Below are 18,259 nucleotides of genomic sequence, written 5' to 3' on the forward strand. Positions count from 1 at the left end.
ATTTTTCTTAAGTTTTCTGGCGGCGGCCGCGTGTGGTCGCAGGCTGCTTTTGCAAGCTGGGAATCAGGGTGGCCAGCAGCGGGTTGTTGCGCGTGGTGCTCCACGCCATCGCGGTGGTGACCACGTTCAGCTTTTCTTTTAGTGGGACTACCACCACATTCGCGGGTGCCAGTTTTTTCAAGGAGGTTGGTACCAGCGCAATGCCCTGGCCGCAGCCTACGAAGGCGATCTGCGACGCGGCGGAGCGCACCTCGTGCAGCACGCGCGGCGAGAAGCCGCAGGCTTGGCAGGACGCCACAAGGCCGTCGAAAGACACCGGGCTGATCTGGCGCGCAAACATCACGAATTCCTCGTGTGCCAGCGATGCCAGCGCCACCTTCGACTGCAGCGCCAGCGGGTGTGACCGGGGCAAGGCGACCGCCAGACGATCCTGCGCCAGCGGGGTGGAGGCGATGCCGTCGCCCAGCGCGCCCTCCAGCCGCGCGAAGGCCAGGTCGATATCGCCGCTTTTCAGCAGGGGAATGGCCTCAAAGCTGTCGATCTCCCGTACCGATACCGTCAGCAGGGGGTGTTCGGCCTTCAGCCGCTCCAGCAGAGGCGGCAGCACGTCCAGCAGCGCGGAGCTGATGGCGCCAATGCTCAGTAGCCCGGTTTGCCCGGCAATCGCCTCCTGCACGGCCAGCTCCAGCCGCTGCAGCTGCTCCGCAAACTTGCGTACCGCCGGCAGGATGGCCGCCCCCACGGGCGTAAGCTGCGCCCCCTTGCGGGAACGTTCGAACAGCTCCAGCTTCAGTGCTTGCTCCAGCACCTGAATTTGCTCGGTGAGCGGCGGCTGCGACATGCCCAGCCGTTTGGCGGCGCGACTGAAGTTCTCCTCTTCGGCCACAGCCAGAAATAGCCACAGATGGCGGATAAGCCGAAAGTTGATCATGTGGTATCCATAGGTTTATCGTATTGATGGGTTCCTGGATTCGGAATTTACAGATAGTGGCTGAAAAGCGAAAGTAGCAGCTTGACCACTGCAGCCGATTTCATGACCCAAGCCCATCGCCCCCCAATCACCAGCATTGCCTTACTGGGCCTGGTGCAGATACTGGTATGGGGCGGCTCGTTCTTTCTGATGGCGGTGCTGGCCAGTCCGGTGATTGCCGAGACCGGCTGGGCACGCCAATGGGTCTATGGCGCGCTGTCGCTGGGTATCCTGGTGTCTGGTCTGCTGGCGCCCTGCAGCGGGCGGCTGATCCTGCGCTACGGCGGCCGCGTCCTGTTGTGCGGCAGCGGCATCATCACCGCGGCGGGCCTGCTGGTGCTGGCTATGGCGGGCAGTCTGCCGGTGTTTTTGCTGGGCTGGGCCATTCTGGGCGTGGGCATGGCGGCCGGGCTGTACGACGCCTTGTTTGCCACGCTGGGTCACGTGTATGGGCCGAACGCCCGTTCCGCGATCACCGGGGTCACGCTGATCTCGGGTTTTGCCACGACGGTGGTGTGGCCGGCGGTGGCCATGCTGATTGCCTACTGCGGTTGGCGCCAGGCCTGCTGCGTCTACGCCGTGTTGCTGTTGCTACTGGTGTGGCCTATGTACGCGAAGGCTTTGCCTGCGCCCGGACTGGCCAGCGCGGGTTCTGGCGTGCAGGCAAGCGGTAGCCGGCAGGTGGACGCCAGGCTGTATGCCTTGCTGGCCGCGATCTTTACCCTGGCCGCCGTGGTCATGACGGCCATGTCAGTGCACCTGATCGCCTTGCTGGAGGGGCGTGGCTATTCGCTGGCGGGGGCTGTCAGCATGGGCGCGCTGCTGGGCCCCAGCCAGGTGGGATCGCGCGTGGTGGACATGCTGGCGCGTAAAAGGCACCCTGTGTGGACTACGTGTATCTCGGTGTCACTGGTGCTGGCAGGGCTGTTGCTGATTGCGCTGCTGCCCGGCGCGGCGGCGCTGGGCGTCATGCTGTACGGCGCGGGCAATGGCTTGCGTGCGATTGTGCGTGGCACGCTGCCGCTGTCTCTGGTGGCTGCCGCCGACTACCCGGTGCTGATGGGGCGCATGGCCAGGCCGGCACTGTTGGGGCAGGCGGCCACGCCGCTGGTGGGCGGCTATCTGATCGATGCTTGGGGAGCGGGGGCCGCATGGCTGCTGCTGTGCGGGCTGGCGGTACTGAACCTGCTGCTGGTTCTGCTGCTGGCCAGGCGCTTGCCGCGGTGGACAGCGCTTCCGGCCTGAGCGCATGCCATGGGTTTTGCTATTGAATAAATAGCTGCTGGCGCAGGCACTATCTGCGCCAGAGGCCTATTTTCTGTAAATATTGATCAGTACTTCAGCGCGGCGGATTTGCCCCAGAACACCCGGTAGGCGAACACCGTGTAGCCAATGATCACCGGCAGCACCACGGCCACGCCGTAGAAGATCACCATCAGTGCTTCGGGGGCGCTGGCAGCGTCCCAGATGGTGATCTTGTCGATCACCAACCAGGGGAAGATGCTGTAGCCCAGGCCGTAAAACGCCAGCAGGAAGATGCCCACCGTGGCGCCGAAGGGCACGCCTATGCCGTATTCGTTGCCTTGCTCCAGCCGTACCGGCAATCGGCCCAGGCTGCGCCAGATGGTGCCGAACAGCACCAGCGTGCCTATCGGTATCGGCAGCAGCAAGATGAGGTTCGGGAAGCTGAACCATTTCACAAAGATGCTATGGCTGACCATGGGTGTGGCGACGGAGATGGCCAGCACGCCCAGCCCGGTCAGCCACAGGCTGCGGCGCGCCCAGGCTACCGCCATCAGCTGCAGCTCGCCCTCGGTCTTGATGATCAGCCAGCCTGCGCCCAGCAGCGCATAGGCCGCCAGCAGGCACAGCCCGATCAGGCTGCTGAACAGAATGCCCGCCAGGTCGTGCCGGAAGCCGGTAATCATCGAGCCCAGCATGAAGCCCTGGGCCCAGCCTGCCAGCAGCGAGCCGATGTGAAAAGCCATGTTCCACAGCCGCTTGTGGTCGTCCTTGGCCTTGACGCGGAAGTCGAAGGCCACGCCGCGCAGCATCAGCCCCATTAGCATCAAGGCCACAGGCAGGTAGAGCGCTCCCAGGATCACGCCGTGCGCCAGCGGGAACCCGACCAGCAGCACGCCCACGCCCAGCACCAGCCAGGTTTCGTTGGCATCCCAGAACGGGCCAATGCTGGCAATCATCGCGTCTTGTTGCGCGTTGTCGGGCTTGCGCATCAGAATGCCCACGCCCAGGTCGTAGCCGTCCAGAATCACGTAAGCCAGCATGGCCAATGCCATCACCAGAGCGAAGACGATGGGCAGCCAGACTTGCGGTTGGCCCAGGTTGTTGATCAGATCAGGCATGCTGGGTCTCCCGGCGGCGGTCTATGGTGGGGAAGATGGGTTTGGCCAATGCACTGGCTTTGCGGGCCATGTAGAACACCACGGACACATAGGCGGTGATCAGCACCGCGTACAGCAGCAGGTACATCAGCAGCGTGGCCGCAATCGCCGTGGGCGGCACGCTGGACGCGGCTTCGGCGGTGCTCATCACGCCGTACACCAGCCAGGGCTGGCGACCGATTTCCGTCACATACCAGCCTGCAATCAGGCCCACCCAGCCGATGAAAGTCATGGCTACCAGCAGACGCGCCAGCCAGGGCTCGGGTGCACCTTGGCGGCGCAACTGCCACACGCCAGCCCAACTCGCAGCCAGCATCAGCAGCCCCACGCCGACCATGATGCGGAAGGCGAAGAACACCGGCGCCACAGGCGGGTGCTTGTCGCCAAAAGCGTCTATGCCCTTGACCTCGCCGTCCCAGCTGTGCGTGAGGTACAGCGATGCCAACTGGGGAATGGCCACTTCAAACCGGTTGCTTTGCGTGGCCGCATCGGGCAGGCCGAACAGCACGGCAGAGGCGCCGCGCTCGGTCTTCCAGATGCCTTCCATGGCGGCGATCTTGGCGGGCTGGTGTTCCAGAGTGTTCACGCCGTGCATGTCGCCGACCACGATCTGCACCGGGATCAGCAGGGCGGCTACCGTCAGTCCGGTGCGCAGGCTGGCCATCACTTCGAGCCCGCGGTCATTCTTCAGCCAGCGGAAGGCGCTGATGCCGGCCAGCAGAAAGGCCACCGTCAGACCCGAGGCCAGCAGCATATGGGCCAGCCGGTAGGGAAAGGAGGGGTTGAAGATCACTTCCAGCCAGCTGGTCACATGGGCCTGGCCGTTGACCATTACAAAGCCGGCCGGCGTGTGCATCCACGAGTTCAGCGCCAGTATCCACAAGGCCGACAGCGTGGTGCCGGCCGCCACCAGGAACGTGGCGACAGTGTGCAGGCGCTCGCTCACCCGATGCCGGCCAAACAGCATGATGCCCAGCATGGTGGCCTCCAGGAAAAAGGCGGTCAGTACTTCGTAGGCCAGCAGTGGCCCGGCGATATTGCCGACCTTCATCATGAAGCCTGGCCAGTTGGTGCCGAATTGGAAGCTCATGGTGATGCCGCTGACCACGCCGAGCGCAAAGGTCAGCGCGAATATCTTCACCCAGAACTGGTAGGCATCCATCCAGTGTTCGGCCCGCGTGGCGGTGTAGCGGGTCTTGAAATAAAACAACACCCAGCCCGTGGCGATGCTGATGGTGGGGAACAGAATGTGGAACGTCATATTGGCCGCAAACTGGATGCGGGCCAGTGCGACCGGGTCCATTGCGTCCATCACGCATCTCCCTTGTTTGCAGCGGCCTTGCTGGGCTTGAGGGCCTGCTTCACCCGGTCTTTCACCTGCAGCAGCTTTTTCATCTGCGTACCCATCTTCATCATGCTGGCCAGCGAGGCCGAATCCATGCTTTGCACCTCATCCAGCCAGGAGGTGCCCAGCTCGATCAGGTCGTGCATTTCCTTCATGCGCGACTGGGCGTGGATGTCTTCGGCCAGGGCCGGGCGTTCCATCAGCGCGTCGCGCAGCATGGACAAGGTGGGATCGATCTCGCGCTTGCGCCGCTCGGCGGCCAGGGTGCGGAAGATGGCCCATACGTCTTCGGGCGTTTCGAAGTATTCGCGCCGGTCGTTCGGCAAATGGTGCAACCGCACCAAGTTCCAGGACGACAGTTCTTTCAGCCCCATGCTGACGTTGGAGCGCGAGAAGCCCAGGCCTTCGGCGATCTCGTCGGCGTTCAGCGGCTTGGCGGAGACAAATAGCAGGGCGTAGATTTGCCCCACAGTACGGTTGATGCCCCAGCGGCTGCCCATTTCGCCAAAGTGCAAAACAAAACGCTGGGTGAGGGGGGCGAGGTTCATGTTTTGAATTCCTGAATTTTCAGCATTTTCTGAAAATTCAGGAATTCAGACAAACTGCAGCCATAAAGACCTTCAGCAGCCAGGGCCCACTCGTTGGGTATAAGTCGCGTGCTGGCTGCCCGCTTCACTGTGTTGTTGTGCGCGCAACACAGGTGTAAAAAGAATGGGGACCGTCGATTTCAGGTCCTACACTGGTTGCGCAAAACGCTATCGATACCGCAGCAACTGAACCTTAGCAAGGAGCATTGGATGCCGAGAAGCCAGCCGAGCAAAACCACCCCGCGCCGCGTCCCGAGGCTGTGCCTGGAACAGCGCCTGTTCCAGCGCCAATTGCAATGCAGCCCGCAGCAGGCCGTCCAGCACTTCAAACTCACAGCCCCCAGTAGCGCCACCGTGCATTGAGCCGCCGCGTTGGCGTGGATTCCTGCCACGCAGACGTGAAAAAGCCCGCATGTAGCGGGCCTGAACCAAGAGGTGCGAGGCTATCCGGCGCGCAGCATCTGGTATACGAAGATGGCTGTGCCGCTGATAAACGTGATGGCCACGGCGCCCAAGGCGACGATGGCCAGCACCAGCTTCAGTTTTTTCCAGTTATTGGATTTGTGTGGGGCGAGGGTCAAAGTAGATGAAGGGCCGCGTCGAGCACCTTGTAAACCGCCATACCCAGGGCGCCCAGGATCAGCAGTGTGTGAACAAATGCAGCACCATTCATTGGTTCAGCTGGAACCTCTTTGGCTGCAGTGGATTGGGGATGGTTTGGTGTGTTCATGCCTCAAATTTAAATCGCATCCCGCGTCATGTGAATGACAGTTGAATTTCCAAAATGCAATTTGCGGAACTATTCGACAGTTTTGCGCTATGTGCTATGCATGTTACTGCCATACACCCTGGCTTCCGTCAGGGCAGGAAAGTCTCGCCTGGCACAGCGAGACGGTCCATTGCAATATTTGCCGTTCGGATGGGGCGACCTGAATGCACTCTCTGGCTAGTAGCCGCATCAAATATTGATTTATGTGCGTTTGTCACGCGACGAGCTGCAGGCCCCGCTCTACATTGGTGGCGTTGATTTCTTCAACCCACAAATGGAGCAATTTGTATGGTTCAACAAGATGTAGACGAGCACTACGAGGGTTTGAGCTTTCTGGGCCTGGCAATCGGAAGCGTTACCAGTGTGGCTTTGGCTGGCACCTTCATGGTCATGTTCGCGTACCAATTCGCGCGAGGCATTGGCCGCGTTTTCTTTGGCTGAATACTTTGCGGTGCTTGGTTTTTTTGTAAAAGCTTTGCAGAAATGAAAAAGCCCCGTCCTACAGGGAAGGGGCTTAACATTAGATCTTTAAGATCCACTACAAGCTAACACATGGTGCCCGGGGCCGGAATCGAACCGGCACGCCTTGCGGCGGGGGATTTTGAGTCCCCTGCGTCTACCAATTTCACCACCCGGGCATGTGCAGAAGCAAGACCAATATTATGGCACAGTGTGGGGCATGAAATACCAAACAATTGAAGACGTCATCGGAAAAACTCCGCTTGTGGCTTTGCAGCGCATTGGTGCTGCGGACAATTCGGTCCGTGGCAACGTGGTTTTGGGCAAGCTGGAGGGCAACAACCCCGCAGGCTCGGTGAAGGACCGGCCGGCCTTGTCCATGATCCAGCGGGCGCAGGAGCGCGGCGAAATCAGGCCGGGCGATAGCCTGATCGAGGCCACCTCGGGCAACACCGGTATCGCATTGGCGATGGCGGCCGCGGTCAAGGGCTATCGCATGGTGCTGATCATGCCGGAGGACTTGTCCATCGAGCGGGCCCAGACCATGAAGGCTTTTGGTGCCGAGCTGATCCTGACGCCCAAGAGCGGCGGCATGGAGTACGCCCGGGACCTGGCCGACCAGATGCAGCGCGAAGGCAAGGGTAAGGTGCTGGACCAGTTTGCTAATGCAGACAACCCCCGCGCCCATTATGAAAACACCGGTCCTGAAATCTGGGCTGATACCCAGGGCAAGATCACGCATTTCGTCAGCGCCATGGGCACGACCGGCACCATCACCGGCGTGTCGCGCTTTTTGAAAGAGAAGAATCCGGCCGTCAAGATCATCGGCGCCCAGCCCAGCGAGGGCTCGCGCATTCCCGGCATCCGCAAATGGCCGCAGGAATACCTGCCCAAGATTTACGACCCCAGCCATGTGGACGAGCTGGTCTATGTGGGCCAGGACGATGCCGAAGAAATGTGCCGCCGCCTGGCGCGCGAGGAAGGTATTTTTGCCGGTATCTCGGCAGCGGGTGCCTGCTGGGTGGCGCAGCAGATTGCACAGCGGGAAGAGAATGCGACCATTGTTTTCGTTGTCTGCGACCGCGGTGATCGCTACCTTTCAACCGGCGTGTTTCCGACTTGATGAGGCTATGTTGAATTTATAAAAAATAGGCCGCTAGCGCTGATTTCACCTGCGCTAGCTGCTATGTTTTCTGTAGTTTTGAAGGATGCTCGAAGCCATGGCCGCTGAGTTCAAATTCTGCCCGCAGTGCGCTACTGTGCTGGCCTGGATCAGCCAGGAAGAAGACGGCGGGCCGAAGCAGCGCCTGCGTTGCCCGGCCTGCGACTTCACGCATTGGAACAACCCCACACCGGTGTTGGCTGCCATTGTCGAATACGGCGGGCAGATCCTGCTGGCGCGCAACGCCGCCTGGACCTCTGATATCTATGCGCTGATCACCGGCTTCATGGAGGCCGGTGAAACGCCCGAAGAGGGCATTGCCCGCGAAATTCTGGAAGAGACCAACCTCACGGCCTCTGCGCTGGAGCTGATCGGCGTGTATGACTTTCAACGCATGAACCAGCTGCTGATCGTCTACCACGCGGTTGCGCATGGCGAAGTGCGTTTGTCGCCCGAGTTGGTGGACTACCGGCTGTACAACTTTGAAGACGTGAAGTGCTGGCCTGCGGGTACCGGCTACGGGCTGGCCGAGTTCCTGAAGCGCCGGGGCTACGAGCCGCAGTTTCGCGAGCTGGGCTGATGCCGTGCGCGGGCATCTTCCGCACTAAAATCACGCACCACCCAAGGACCACCGCCCCATGCAGACAGACAAAGAAATCGACACGCGCGGCCTGAACTGCCCGCTGCCCATCCTCAAGGCCAAGAAAGCGCTGACCGATATGCAAAGCGGCCAGTTGCTCAAGGTGGTGTCTACCGATGCGGGTTCGGTGCGCGACTTCCAGGCTTTCTCCAAACAGACTGGCAACGAACTGATGGAGCAGACCACGGAAGGGGCTGACTTCATCCACGTGCTACGCCGGCGCTAATGCTTGGCACGCGCCGTGCCCCGCAGTAGGGTCAGCGGCGCGGCGATTTCTGTTTTACTTCAGCAGCGCCTTGCGTGCTGCCAGCGCCGTGTCGGTGAAGTCGGTGAACACGCCGTCCACCCCCGTCTTGTAGATGGCTGTGTATTCGTTCGTGCCATCTTTCGCATAGTCGATGGCCAGGCGGCGTGACTCGTTGCGGAATGTGAAGGGGTGCACGAACAGGCCGGCCTTGTGGGCATCTGTCACCAGGCTGGTGGGCGTCATGGAGGTGGCGTCGGCGTCGTTGATCTTGCCATCACCATTCACGTCCACAGGCTTGCCATCGGCGCCGATGGTGCCTTTGATGCTGATGATGTAGCGCTTCCACGGGCCGATGCCGTCGGCATAGGTTTTGATCTCAGCCAGGCCTGCGGGCGTGACCATGGCGTCGAAGTTGCGCTTGTCACCCATCAGCGTCCAGTCATAGGGGCGGTCGCTGGGCAGCTTGAAGGTGACCTTGCCGGTCGCCAGGTCGATGTTGTCACCGTCGACCAACTGGACCATCTTGGTTTGCAGGCCTTTGCTCTTCATGTACTTCAGGCTGCCGGGCTCAAACGACTGCACAAAGATGGGCGCCGACTTGCTGTTCCAGCCGGCTTTGACGATGGTGTCGACAAACATGTCTTCCATCGGCAGGCCGAGCGACGCGAAGTAGCTGGGGTTCTTGGTTTCCGGGTAGATGGCAATCGTGCGGCCGGTGGCCTGCGACTGGGCCTTGGCCAGGTCGATCACTTCCTGGAAGGTGATGACCTTGAACTGGCCATTAAATTGCTGCGGCCGCTCTGCATCGGTGGAGATTGCGCCCAGGGTCTTGATTTCGGCCAGCGTGAAGTCGTCGCTGAACCAGCCGGTCTGGGTTTCGCCATCGACCTGGATGGTTTTCTTGCGCGAGGCGAATTCGGGGTGTTTGGCGACATCGGTGCTGATGGCCAGGTTCGGGTCGTGGCGGGCGATCAGTTGGCGGTCTTTGGTGACGATGATGTCCATCTCGATCACGTCGGCGCCCAGTTCGATGGCGCGGATATAGGCTTCGCGGGTTTCTTCGGGCAGGTAGCCGGATGCGCCGCGGTGCGCAATCACCAGTGGTTGTTGGCCGTTGAGGGTAGACACGGCGCCCATGGTTTGGCCAGGCATGCTGCTGCAAGCGCTCAAGCCTGCCGCGACCAACAGGGCCGAGGTGGTACGCAGGGGAAAGGAAATCGAGGACATGCACTACTCCTAGGTTAAGTAGCGGCCGATACTATGGCGGATATGTGACAGTTGTGTTGAAAAAAAGCCCCTGTGCCGCGTGTGTGACCTGGGGCTTGAGTGGAGCTTGCGGGCTTAACCCAGGCGTGCCAACTGCTCTTTCAGGCGCTCCAGGGTGGCGCCGAAGTCGCTGATGCGGCCGCGCTCCAGCGCGATCACGGCTGGCGGCGCCTTGGCCACAAAGGCTTCATTGGCCAGCTTGTTGGTGGCCTTGGCGATCTCGCCTTCCAGGCGTGCGGCTTCCTTGCCCAGGCGGGCTTTTTCGGCGGCCACGTCGATCTCCATGTGCAGGCACAGGCGCGCATCGCCGGCCACTACCGTGGGGGCGGCCTGCGCGGCGGCTTGCCAGGCGGCTTCGTCATCGAACAGCTTGACTTCGCTGAGCTTGGCCAGCGACTGCAGCACCGGCGCCACCTCTTGCATGAAGGCGGCATCGCCCACGCAGTACAGCGGCATGCGGGTGGCGGGCGAGACATTCATCTCGCCACGCAGGTTGCGGCAGGCATCCACCAGGCCCTTGAGCTTGGTCACATGGGCGATGGCGGCCGGGTCAATCTTGGCCGGCTGGCATTGCGGATAGGGCGCGATGCTCACCGAGTCACCGGGAATGCCGGCCACTGGCGCGACCTTTTGCCACAGCTCTTCGGTGATGAACGGGGTGATCGGGTGGGCCAGGCGCAGGATGGCTTCCAGCGTACGGATCAGGGTACGGCGGGTAGCGCGTTTTTGGGCGTCGCTGCCGATGTTGATCTGCACCTTGGCGATTTCCAGGTACCAGTCGCAGAACTCGTTCCAGGTGAAGTCGTAGATGGCATTAGCCACGTTGTCCAGGCGGTAGTCGGCAAAGCCCTTGGCCACTTCGGCTTCGGCCAGTTGCAGTGCGGAGCTGATCCAGCGGTCGGCCTGGCTGAAGTCCAGGTAGCCGCCGGGGCCGCATTCTGCCGGCGTGTGCTCGGCCACGCCGCAGTCCTGGCCTTCGCACTGCATCAGCACGAAGCGGGTGGCGTTCCACAGCTTGTTGCAGAAGTTGCGGTAGCCCTCGCAGCGCTTGCTGTCGAAGTTGATGCTGCGGCCCAGGCTGGCCAGGGATGCAAAGGTGAAGCGCAGCGCATCGGCGCCAAACGCGGGAATGCCTTCGGGAAATTCCTTCTCGGTGTTCTTGCGCACCGCAGGCGCGGTCTCGGGCTTGCGCAGGCCGGTGGTGCGCTTGTCCAGCAAGGGTGCCAGGGCGATGCCGTCGATCAAATCCACCGGGTCCAGCACATTGCCTTCGGACTTGCTCATCTTCTTGCCCTGCGCGTCGCGCACCAGGCCGTGGATGTAGACATGCTTGAACGGCACCTGGCCGGTGAAGTGCGTGGTCATCATGATCATCCGGGCGACCCAGAAGAAGATGATGTCGTAGCCGGTGACCAGCACGCTGGAGGGCAGGTACAGGTCGTAGTCCTGCGTCTTCTCGGGCCAGCCCATGGTGCTGAACGGCACCAGCGCCGACGAGTACCAGGTGTCGAGCACGTCTTCGTCACGCTTGAGCGTTTTGCCCGGCGCCTGGGCTTGGGCCTCGGTTTCGTTGCGCGCCACATAGACCTTGCCGTCTTCGTCGTACCAGGCCGGGATCTGGTGGCCCCACCAGAGCTGGCGGCTGATGCACCAGTCCTGGATGTTGTTCATCCACTGGTTGTAGGTATTCACCCAGTTCTCGGGCACGAACTGCACCTGGCCGCTGCTCACAGCCTCGATGGCTTTTTGCGCGATGCTCTTGCCGGTCGGGTCCTGGTCGCTGACCTTGGTCATGGCGACGAACCACTGGTCGGTCAGCATGGGCTCGATGACCTGGCCGGTGCGGGCGCAGCGCGGTACCTGCAGCTTGTGCTTCTTGGTCTCGACCAGCAGGCCGAGTTCGGTCAGGTCGGCAACCACCTTCTTGCGCGCCACGAAGCGGTCCAGGCCCTGGTAGGCCGCGGGGGCGTTTTCGTTGATCTTGGCGTCCAGGGTCAGCACACAGATCATCGGCAGCTTGTGGCGCTGGCCGACCTGGTAATCGTTCTGGTCGTGCGCGGGCGTGACCTTCACCACGCCGGTGCCGAAGGCTTTGTCCACATAGTCGTCGGCAATCACCGGGATCTCGCGGTCGCACAGCGGCAGCGTGACCATCTTGCCGATCAGGTGGGTGTAGCGTTCGTCTTCAGGGTGGACCATCACGGCCACGTCGCCCAGCATGGTTTCGGGGCGCGTCGTGGCTACCGTCAGCGAGCCCGAGCCATCGGCCAGCGGGTAGGCGATGTGCCACAGGAAGCCGTCTTCCTCTTCGCTTTCGACTTCCAGGTCGGACACCGCGCTTTGCAGGATCGGGTCCCAGTTCACCAGGCGTTTGCCGCGGTAGATCAGGCCTTGCTGGTACAGCTGCACAAAGGTTTCGGTCACCGTTTTGGACAGCTTCGGGTCCATGGTGAAGTATTCGCGGCTCCAGTCCACGCTGTCGCCCATGCGGCGCATCTGGCCGGTGATGATGTTGCCGGACTTCTCCTTCCACTCCCACACCTTGGCGGTGAAGGCTTCGCGGCCCAGGTCGTGGCGGCTGATCTTTTGCTCTTGCAACTGGCGCTCGACCACGATCTGGGTGGCGATGCCCGCGTGGTCGGTACCCGGAATCCAGGCGGTGTTATGGCCGGCCATGCGGTGGTAGCGGGTCAGGCTGTCCATGATGGTCTGGTTGAAGGCGTGGCCCATGTGCAGGGTGCCAGTCACATTCGGTGGCGGCAGCTGGATGGCGAACGACTCCGCGCCGGCCTGGGCCTGGCCCGTGCCCCGGTGCCCGGCCACGCCATAACCGCGCCGTTCCCATTCCGGGCCCCAGTGCGCTTCCAGCGCGGCAGGTTCGAAGGATTTGGACAGGGATTGCAAGCCGGGCTGGGCGGGAGCAGTGGAAGCGGTGTCGGTCATGGTCTAACAGGTTCTTTCAGGGAGGGCGCGATTTTACCGGGCGGGTACATGGATGCGATTTTGCTATGGTTTTAGTAGCTGCTGGCGCAGGTGTTGTCTGCGTCAGAGCCCTGTTTTTCATATAAATACCCGGGGCCTGCGGGGGCTTAGGCGCTGGGTTAGGCTGGCAGCCACTTTTCAACGGAGCAGATCCATGGACCTCGGTTTGGGCGGTAAAAACGTATTGATCACCGGCGGCAGCAAGGGCATAGGCCTGGCCTGCGCCCAGTTGTTTCTGGCCGAGGGCGCGCGGGTGGCGCTGGTCTCGCGCTCGCAGGCGAACCTGGACGCGGCCCGTGCCGCGCTGGGCGATGTCTATACCGTGGCCGCCGACCTGACGGATGCCACCGCCGCTGCGGCCATGGTGGCCGAGGTGGAGGCGCAGTTCGGCCCCATCGACATCCTGGTCAACAGCGCCGGCGCCGCGCGCCGCACCAATGCCGAAGACCTGAGCCCCACGGCCTGGCATGCGGCGATGGACGCCAAATACTTCAGCTACATCCATGTGATCGACCCGGTGGTCAAGCTGATGGCCGCGCGCGGCCAGGGCGCCATCGTCAACATCATCGGCAACGGCGGCAAACTGGCCTCGGCCGTGCACCTAGCCGGCGGGGCGGCAAATGCGGCGCTGATGCTGGCCACCGCGGGTCTGGCCCATGCCTATGCGGGCCGGGGTGTGCGTGTGGTGGGCTTGAACCCGGGCTTGACGAATACCGAGCGCGTGGCCGAAGGCATGCTGGCCGAGGCCAAGCACGCGGGTATCAGCCCCGAGGAAGCGCGCGAGCGTGCCATCCAGAAGCTGGCCCAGGGCCGGCTGGCCGAGCCGGAGGAGATCGCCAACATCGTGCTGTTCGCCGCCTCCGAGCGCGGCCGCTACCTGACGGGTGCCAACATCACCGTGGACGGGGCTTCGGCGCCTACGGTGGTGTAGCTCTTCGCCATGAAAATAGGGCTGGCCTGACACCGAACTCTGTCTCTAGAATGGGCTCACCTTCTTTTTCAAGGAGAGTCCATGATCAAGCCTGGCCTTGCGCCCGACGAGCCTTTCCGCCTCGGCACGCTGCGCTCGCTCAACCTGCTGGACACCCCGCCCGAGGAACGCTTTGACCGGCTGACCCGCATGGCCAAACGCATGTTTGGCGTGCCCATGGCACTGGTCAGCCTAGTGGATGAGAACCGCCAGTGGTTCAAATCGGCCCAGGGTATGGCGCTTACCGAGACCCCGCGCGATATCTCCTTTTGCGGCCATGCCATCCTGAGCGATCGGCCGGTCCTGCTGGTGCCCGATGCGCTGCAGGACGAGCGTTTTTTTGACAATCCGCTGGTGGTGAACCCGCCGCACGTGCGCTTCTACGCCGGCTGGCCCCTGAAGGCGGCCAACGGCAGCAAGCTGGGGACGCTCTGCCTGCTGGATACGCAGCCGCGCAAGCTCAGCCCTGAAGATCTGCAGCTGATGGGCGACCTGGCCGCCATCGTGGAGCAGGAGATATCCACCTACCAGATGGCCACGGTGGACGAGCTGACGCGGCTGCAGAACCGGCGCGGTTTTCTGGCGCTGGCCGAGCACGCGCTGGCACTGGCTACGCGCAAGTCCATTTCCTGTTGCCTGGTGTTTTTTGACCTGGACAAGTTCAAGGCCATCAATGACAACTTTGGCCATGCCGAGGGCGACAAGGCTCTGCAGGCCTTTGCTGACCAGATGCGGCGCAGTTTTCGCAATGCCGACATCCTGGCCCGCCTGGGCGGCGATGAGTTCGTGGTCCTGCTGTTCGATTGCCCGCATGCTCTGGCGCAGACCATTGTGGAGCGCTTGCTGGCCGCCTTGGACCGGCGTAACCAGTTCTCCCACAGCGGATATGCGATTGCGTGCAGCCACGGCATTGTGCGGGTGTCCCCGGAGGTGCGCGAGTCGGTGGAGGCTCTGCTGTCCCGTGCGGATGCGCTGATGTACGAAAACAAGCGCAGTAAAAAGACCTTGGCGACGGTCGCGTAGCGCGGTTCCAAGAACCTGTTCAAGGCCTATTCGGAGCGGCAACCGGGTTGTGGGTGGCAGCACCCGATAATCCCGGCCAAAGGATGTTTGCCCATGTTGTTTTTGTTGTCGCCCGCAAAGGCCCTTGATTTTGAAACGCCCGCCACGGGAAAGCCGCATACCCAACCCCTGTTCACCCAGCAGTCCACCGAGCTGATTGCGCTGCTGCGGGCCTACTCACCCCAGCAGATTTCCGAGCTGATGCACCTCAGCGATGCGTTGGCCGGGCTGAACGTGGCCCGCTACCAGGCCTGGAGCCCCCAATTCACTGCCAAGAACTCCAAGCAGGCCGCGCTGGCCTTCAACGGCGATGTCTACGGCGGGCTGGATGCGGCCACGCTGGTGCCCGAGGCCCTGGCCTGGGCCCAAGACCATGTCTGCATACTCAGCGGCCTGTACGGCGTGCTGCGCCCGCTGGACTGGATGCAACCCTACCGGCTGGAGATGGGCACCCGCCTGCCGAATCCGCGGGGTGCCACGCTGTACAAGTTCTGGGGCACGCAGATATCTGACTACCTGAACCAGCGCCTGCAGGCCGATGCCACACCGGTGGTGGTGAACCTGGCCTCGCAAGAATATTTCAAGGCGGTGGACCGCAAGGCCCTGAAGGCCCGGGTGGTGGAATGCGTGTTTGAAGAGCAGAAGAACGGCCAGTACAAGATCATCAGCTTTATGGCCAAGCGCGCCCGCGGGCTGATGGCGCGCTACGCCACCCTGCACCACCTCAGCCTGCCGCAGCAGTTGCAGGGCTTTAACCTGGAAGGCTATGCTTACGCCGCCCAGGTGTCCGAGCCCGACCGCCTGGTTTTCCGTCGCCAAGGAGCCCCCCATGCCTAAGTCCCACGCCAACGCCGCGCAGCAGACCATCACCCCGGCACTGCGGCAATGGATCATTGCCCAGGCCGAGGCCGGTTTCACGCCCGATGTGGTGCTGAAGGCCATGCGGGATTCGGGCTGGAGCGAAGAGGTGGCCGTGGAGGCGATGGAGAGCACGCTTACCGCCCATTTGCAGGCGCGTAAACAGAGCTTGCCGCCGGCGGTGGCCGTTCCTGGGCCTGACCTGTCGCAGGCCCCCTTGCAACTGGATGTGGGCGACCGCCAGGTCCGCGTGCTGTCCGTGATGCAGAACCCGCGCGTGGTGGTGTTTGGCAACCTGCTCAGCGACGAGGAGTGCGACGCCTTGGTCGAGGCCGCCCGGCCGCGCCTGAGCCGCTCGCTGACAGTGGCCACCCGGACCGGCGGCGAAGAAGTGCACGTGGACCGCACGAGCGACGGCATGTTCTTCAGCCGGGGTGAAAGCCCGCTGGTCCAGTGCATTGAAGAGCGCATTGCCCGCCTGCTGCAGTGGCCCCTGGAAAACGGTGAAGGCCTGCAGGTGTTGCACTACCAGCCCGGCGCACAGTACAAGCCGCATTACGACTACTTCGACCCGCAGGAGCCGGGTACGCCCACCATCGTCAAGCGCGGCGGCCAGCGCGTAGGCACCTTGATCATCTACCTGCGCGAGCCCGAACAGGGCGGTGCCACCATCTTCCCCGATGTGCAGCTGGAGGTGGCACCGCAGCGCGGCAACGCCGTGTTCTTCAGCTACGACCGCCCGCACCCGGCCACCAAGACCCTGCACGGCGGCGCACCCGTGCTGGCGGGCGAAAAGTGGATCGCCACCAAGTGGCTGCGGGAACGAGAGTTTAATTAGACACCCCCAGGCTCCACGCTGCGCGTTTCCGCCAACCCCTCCTTCGGCAAGCTCAGGACAGGCCTTGCAGGGGGTGAACCCGACGGCCCGCCAGAGCCGGTTCCACGGGTTCCTTGGAGGAATGCAGGGCGCGTCTATGCCGTGGTGTCACGAATCACAAGGAAAATAAGCAGTTGGCGCAGATATCTTCTGCGCAGGCTGCTACTAAAGGTATAGCAATCATGAACACTCCAGAACAATCCCAACTGGGCAAGTCCTCGGCCTATATCGACCAGTACGACGCGTCGTTGCTGTTCCCGATTCCGCGTGCCGTCAAGCGCGCCGAGATCGGGCTGGCCGACAAAGCCGCGCCTTTCTTTGGTGCCGACCTGTGGACCGCTTTCGAGCTGAGCTGGCTGAACCTGCGCGGCAAGCCACAGGTGGCGCTGGCGCACATCACCGTGCCTTGCGAGACGCCCAACATCATCGAGAGCAAGTCCTTCAAGCTTTACCTGAACAGCTTCAACAACACCCGCTTTGCCGATGCCGCCATGGTGCAGGCGCGCATCCGCACCGATATCAGCGAAGCCGCCTGGCGCGGCAGCGATACGCCGTCGACGGTAGGCGTGCGCATTCTGCTGCCCGAGCTGTTCGACCAGGAGCCCGTGCACGAGCTGGACGGCCTGAGCCTGGACCGGCTGGACATGGACTTTGACAATTACAGCCCCGCCCCCGAGCTGCTGAGCGCCGCGCTGGACGAGGCCCCGGTGTCCGAGGTGCTGACCAGCAACCTGCTGAAAAGCAACTGCCTGGTTACCGGCCAGCCCGACTGGGGCAGCGTGCAGATCAGCTACAGCGGCCCGCAGATTGACCAGGCTGGGTTGTTGAAATACCTGGTGAGCTTCCGTAACCACAACGAATTCCACGAGCAGTGTGTGGAGCGCATCTTCATGGAGCTGTGGACCCGCTGCAAGCCGATCAAGCTCAGCGTCTACGCGCGCTACACGCGGCGCGGCGGTCTCGACATCAACCCCTACCGCACCAGCCACCCGGGCACGCTGCCGGGCAATATCCGCACTGCGCGGCAGTAAATCCAGCTTCTCAGACGGCGAGGCCGTCGTAGTGCTGCACCGGGATGGCGGCTAAGTCCATCCCTTTGAGCCAGCGGATGTTGACTACGGCCGTGCGCTTGCTGTGGAGCGCCGCCCTGGAGATAGGTGTCGTTAGCGCTTCGCTTGAGCTTTGATATGCAAGAGTTGGGAGGGCTGCAGGCTGGTTGCTGCCGTTGGCAGGTGTTTGGCGAATAGGTACTATCGGCCGAGGCTGTGTGAAAACACTCAAACAGTCCTGGCGCAATTTTGCCAAGACACCGTAATCCCGTTTTTCTTCTTGGCGAAGTCACAAAGGGAGCTTCGTGCATCTGGTGTGGCCTGCACGAGCCGAGGATTGCGTTTCTGTTTCTGATGGCGCAAAAGCGCGCAAGGGCTCATGCCCCCGCCAGCTTCATAGCCTTCATCATCTTCTCCATTCCCAGGATACTCAGCACCCGCTTGAAGTTATAGGCGAGCACATGCAAGCTCATCTCCGTGCCCACATGCGCAATGGTCTTCGTCAGGAAGTGCGTCCAGCCCATCCAATGCTTCAAAGTTCCGAAGACATGTTCGACGGTGCTCCGGCGTAGCGTCATCGCATCGGGCTTGCGGTCCAATCGTTGCTGCATGCG

At 62.2% G+C, this 18,259-nt stretch carries 19 protein-coding genes and 1 tRNA gene; 10 read left to right on the forward strand and 10 right to left on the reverse strand.

Features of this window, described 5'->3' with window-relative positions; genetic code table 11:
* Positions 1-7: 7 nt before the first annotated feature.
* Positions 8-931 (reverse strand): LysR family transcriptional regulator, encoded by a 924-nt coding sequence (locus AC07VY_RS19170; RefSeq protein ID WP_495098863.1) that lies wholly within the window; start codon positions 929-931, stop codon positions 8-10.
* Positions 932-1,033: 102 nt separating this feature from the next.
* Here AC07VY_RS19170 and AC07VY_RS19175 point away from each other — a divergent pair, with 102 nt between their 5' ends.
* Entirely contained in the window at positions 1,034-2,215 is a 1,182-nt protein-coding gene (locus tag AC07VY_RS19175; protein ID WP_495098864.1) for an MFS transporter, read from the forward strand.
* Between the two features lie 86 nt (positions 2,216-2,301).
* Here AC07VY_RS19175 and AC07VY_RS19180 read toward each other — a convergent pair whose 3' ends face one another.
* The 5 genes from AC07VY_RS19180 to AC07VY_RS19200 all read right to left on the reverse strand — a co-directional run bounded on the left by AC07VY_RS19180 (position 2,302) and on the right by AC07VY_RS19200 (position 6,034).
* A complete protein-coding gene (locus AC07VY_RS19180) occupies positions 2,302-3,333 on the reverse strand; it encodes a cytochrome d ubiquinol oxidase subunit II (protein ID WP_495098865.1) in 1,032 nt (343 codons plus the stop codon).
* Positions 3,326-4,684, reverse strand: coding sequence for a cytochrome ubiquinol oxidase subunit I (locus tag AC07VY_RS19185; RefSeq protein ID WP_495098866.1), 1,359 nt, complete (start codon positions 4,682-4,684; stop codon positions 3,326-3,328). The genes AC07VY_RS19180 and AC07VY_RS19185 overlap by 8 nt, the downstream gene beginning before the upstream one ends.
* Entirely contained in the window at positions 4,684-5,265 is a 582-nt protein-coding gene (locus AC07VY_RS19190) for a GbsR/MarR family transcriptional regulator (RefSeq protein ID WP_495098867.1), read from the reverse strand. The genes AC07VY_RS19185 and AC07VY_RS19190 overlap by 1 nt, the downstream gene beginning before the upstream one ends.
* 482 nt (positions 5,266-5,747) lie before the next feature.
* The gene (locus AC07VY_RS19195; RefSeq protein ID WP_495098868.1) at positions 5,748-5,885 is read right to left on the reverse strand and encodes a hypothetical protein; all 138 of its coding nucleotides are present in this window, start codon (positions 5,883-5,885) and stop codon (positions 5,748-5,750) included.
* Positions 5,882-6,034, reverse strand: a complete 153-nt coding sequence (locus AC07VY_RS19200; RefSeq protein ID WP_495098869.1) for a hypothetical protein — start codon at positions 6,032-6,034, stop codon at positions 5,882-5,884. The genes AC07VY_RS19195 and AC07VY_RS19200 overlap by 4 nt, the downstream gene beginning before the upstream one ends.
* Positions 6,035-6,361: 327 nt before the next feature.
* Here AC07VY_RS19200 and AC07VY_RS19205 point away from each other — a divergent pair, with 327 nt between their 5' ends.
* A complete protein-coding gene (locus AC07VY_RS19205) occupies positions 6,362-6,514 on the forward strand; it encodes a hypothetical protein (RefSeq protein ID WP_495098870.1) in 153 nt (50 codons plus the stop codon).
* A 112-nt stretch (positions 6,515-6,626) separates the two neighbouring features.
* Here the strand turns inward: AC07VY_RS19205 and AC07VY_RS19210 are convergent.
* A tRNA-Leu gene (locus tag AC07VY_RS19210) sits at positions 6,627-6,711 on the reverse strand.
* A gap of 41 nt (positions 6,712-6,752) precedes the next feature.
* On the opposite strand from AC07VY_RS19210, the gene cysM reads away from it, so the two are divergent.
* The 3 genes from cysM (at position 6,753) to AC07VY_RS19225 (ending at position 8,560) form a co-directional block, all read left to right on the forward strand.
* Positions 6,753-7,655 (forward strand): cysteine synthase CysM, encoded by a 903-nt coding sequence (cysM, locus tag AC07VY_RS19215; protein ID WP_495098871.1) that lies wholly within the window; start codon positions 6,753-6,755, stop codon positions 7,653-7,655.
* Between the two features lie 97 nt (positions 7,656-7,752).
* Positions 7,753-8,274: an NUDIX domain-containing protein gene (locus AC07VY_RS19220; protein ID WP_495098881.1), complete on the forward strand. Its 522-nt coding sequence runs from the start codon at positions 7,753-7,755 to the stop codon at positions 8,272-8,274.
* 58 nt (positions 8,275-8,332) lie between these two features.
* Complete coding sequence (locus tag AC07VY_RS19225; RefSeq protein WP_490593390.1) at positions 8,333-8,560, forward strand: sulfurtransferase TusA family protein; 228 nt, start codon at positions 8,333-8,335, stop codon at positions 8,558-8,560.
* Between the two features lie 54 nt (positions 8,561-8,614).
* Here AC07VY_RS19225 and AC07VY_RS19230 read toward each other — a convergent pair whose 3' ends face one another.
* A complete protein-coding gene (locus AC07VY_RS19230; RefSeq protein ID WP_495098872.1) occupies positions 8,615-9,808 on the reverse strand; it encodes a glycerophosphodiester phosphodiesterase in 1,194 nt (397 codons plus the stop codon).
* Positions 9,809-9,922: 114 nt separating this feature from the next.
* Positions 9,923-12,790 (reverse strand): valine--tRNA ligase, encoded by a 2,868-nt coding sequence (locus tag AC07VY_RS19235; RefSeq protein ID WP_495098873.1) that lies wholly within the window; start codon positions 12,788-12,790, stop codon positions 9,923-9,925.
* 193 nt (positions 12,791-12,983) lie between these two features.
* Between AC07VY_RS19235 and AC07VY_RS19240 the strand changes: the two genes are divergently transcribed.
* The 5 genes from AC07VY_RS19240 (at position 12,984) to queF (ending at position 17,627) form a co-directional block, all read left to right on the forward strand.
* Entirely contained in the window at positions 12,984-13,760 is a 777-nt protein-coding gene (locus AC07VY_RS19240; RefSeq protein ID WP_495098874.1) for an SDR family NAD(P)-dependent oxidoreductase, read from the forward strand.
* Between the two features lie 81 nt (positions 13,761-13,841).
* Complete coding sequence (locus AC07VY_RS19245) at positions 13,842-14,822, forward strand: sensor domain-containing diguanylate cyclase (protein ID WP_495098875.1); 981 nt, start codon at positions 13,842-13,844, stop codon at positions 14,820-14,822.
* 93 nt (positions 14,823-14,915) lie between these two features.
* Entirely contained in the window at positions 14,916-15,698 is a 783-nt protein-coding gene (gene yaaA, locus AC07VY_RS19250) for a peroxide stress protein YaaA (RefSeq protein WP_495098876.1), read from the forward strand.
* The gene (locus tag AC07VY_RS19255) at positions 15,691-16,557 is read left to right on the forward strand and encodes a 2OG-Fe(II) oxygenase (RefSeq protein ID WP_495098877.1); all 867 of its coding nucleotides are present in this window, start codon (positions 15,691-15,693) and stop codon (positions 16,555-16,557) included. Before yaaA ends, AC07VY_RS19255 begins: the two co-directional genes overlap by 8 nt.
* Positions 16,558-16,778: 221 nt before the next feature.
* Positions 16,779-17,627, forward strand: a complete 849-nt coding sequence (gene queF, locus AC07VY_RS19260) for an NADPH-dependent 7-cyano-7-deazaguanine reductase QueF (protein ID WP_495098878.1) — start codon at positions 16,779-16,781, stop codon at positions 17,625-17,627.
* A 395-nt stretch (positions 17,628-18,022) separates the two neighbouring features.
* On the opposite strand, the gene AC07VY_RS19265 is transcribed toward queF, so the two are convergent.
* On the reverse strand, positions 18,023-18,259 hold a 237-nt coding region (locus tag AC07VY_RS19265; RefSeq protein ID WP_495098879.1), incomplete at its 5' end, for a transposase.

The sequence above is a fragment of the Rhodoferax sp. GW821-FHT02C08 genome (assembly GCF_059421805.1).

Excerpts from the sequence above, each read along its gene's own strand:
- AC07VY_RS19240 (WP_495098874.1), top strand. The coding sequence starts at position 12,984 with ATGGACCTCGGTTTGGGCGGTAAAAACGTATTGATCACCGGCGGCAGC.
- AC07VY_RS19235 (WP_495098873.1), bottom strand. The coding sequence starts at position 12,790 with ATGACCGACACCGCTTCCACTGCTCCCGCCCAGCCCGGCTTGCAATCC.
- AC07VY_RS19220 (WP_495098881.1), top strand. The coding sequence starts at position 7,753 with ATGGCCGCTGAGTTCAAATTCTGCCCGCAGTGCGCTACTGTGCTGGCC.
- cysM (WP_495098871.1), top strand. The coding sequence starts at position 6,753 with ATGAAATACCAAACAATTGAAGACGTCATCGGAAAAACTCCGCTTGTG.
- AC07VY_RS19225 (WP_490593390.1), top strand. The coding sequence starts at position 8,333 with ATGCAGACAGACAAAGAAATCGACACGCGCGGCCTGAACTGCCCGCTG.
- AC07VY_RS19200 (WP_495098869.1), bottom strand. The coding sequence starts at position 6,034 with ATGAACACACCAAACCATCCCCAATCCACTGCAGCCAAAGAGGTTCCA.
- AC07VY_RS19205 (WP_495098870.1), top strand. The coding sequence starts at position 6,362 with ATGGTTCAACAAGATGTAGACGAGCACTACGAGGGTTTGAGCTTTCTG.
- queF (WP_495098878.1), top strand. The coding sequence starts at position 16,779 with ATGAACACTCCAGAACAATCCCAACTGGGCAAGTCCTCGGCCTATATC.
- AC07VY_RS19230 (WP_495098872.1), bottom strand. The coding sequence starts at position 9,808 with ATGTCCTCGATTTCCTTTCCCCTGCGTACCACCTCGGCCCTGTTGGTC.
- yaaA (WP_495098876.1), top strand. The coding sequence starts at position 14,916 with ATGTTGTTTTTGTTGTCGCCCGCAAAGGCCCTTGATTTTGAAACGCCC.
- AC07VY_RS19175 (WP_495098864.1), top strand. The coding sequence starts at position 1,034 with ATGACCCAAGCCCATCGCCCCCCAATCACCAGCATTGCCTTACTGGGC.
- AC07VY_RS19170 (WP_495098863.1), bottom strand. The coding sequence starts at position 931 with ATGATCAACTTTCGGCTTATCCGCCATCTGTGGCTATTTCTGGCTGTG.
- AC07VY_RS19190 (WP_495098867.1), bottom strand. The coding sequence starts at position 5,265 with ATGAACCTCGCCCCCCTCACCCAGCGTTTTGTTTTGCACTTTGGCGAA.
- AC07VY_RS19180 (WP_495098865.1), bottom strand. The coding sequence starts at position 3,333 with ATGCCTGATCTGATCAACAACCTGGGCCAACCGCAAGTCTGGCTGCCC.
- AC07VY_RS19185 (WP_495098866.1), bottom strand. The coding sequence starts at position 4,684 with ATGGACGCAATGGACCCGGTCGCACTGGCCCGCATCCAGTTTGCGGCC.
- AC07VY_RS19255 (WP_495098877.1), top strand. The coding sequence starts at position 15,691 with ATGCCTAAGTCCCACGCCAACGCCGCGCAGCAGACCATCACCCCGGCA.
- AC07VY_RS19245 (WP_495098875.1), top strand. The coding sequence starts at position 13,842 with ATGATCAAGCCTGGCCTTGCGCCCGACGAGCCTTTCCGCCTCGGCACG.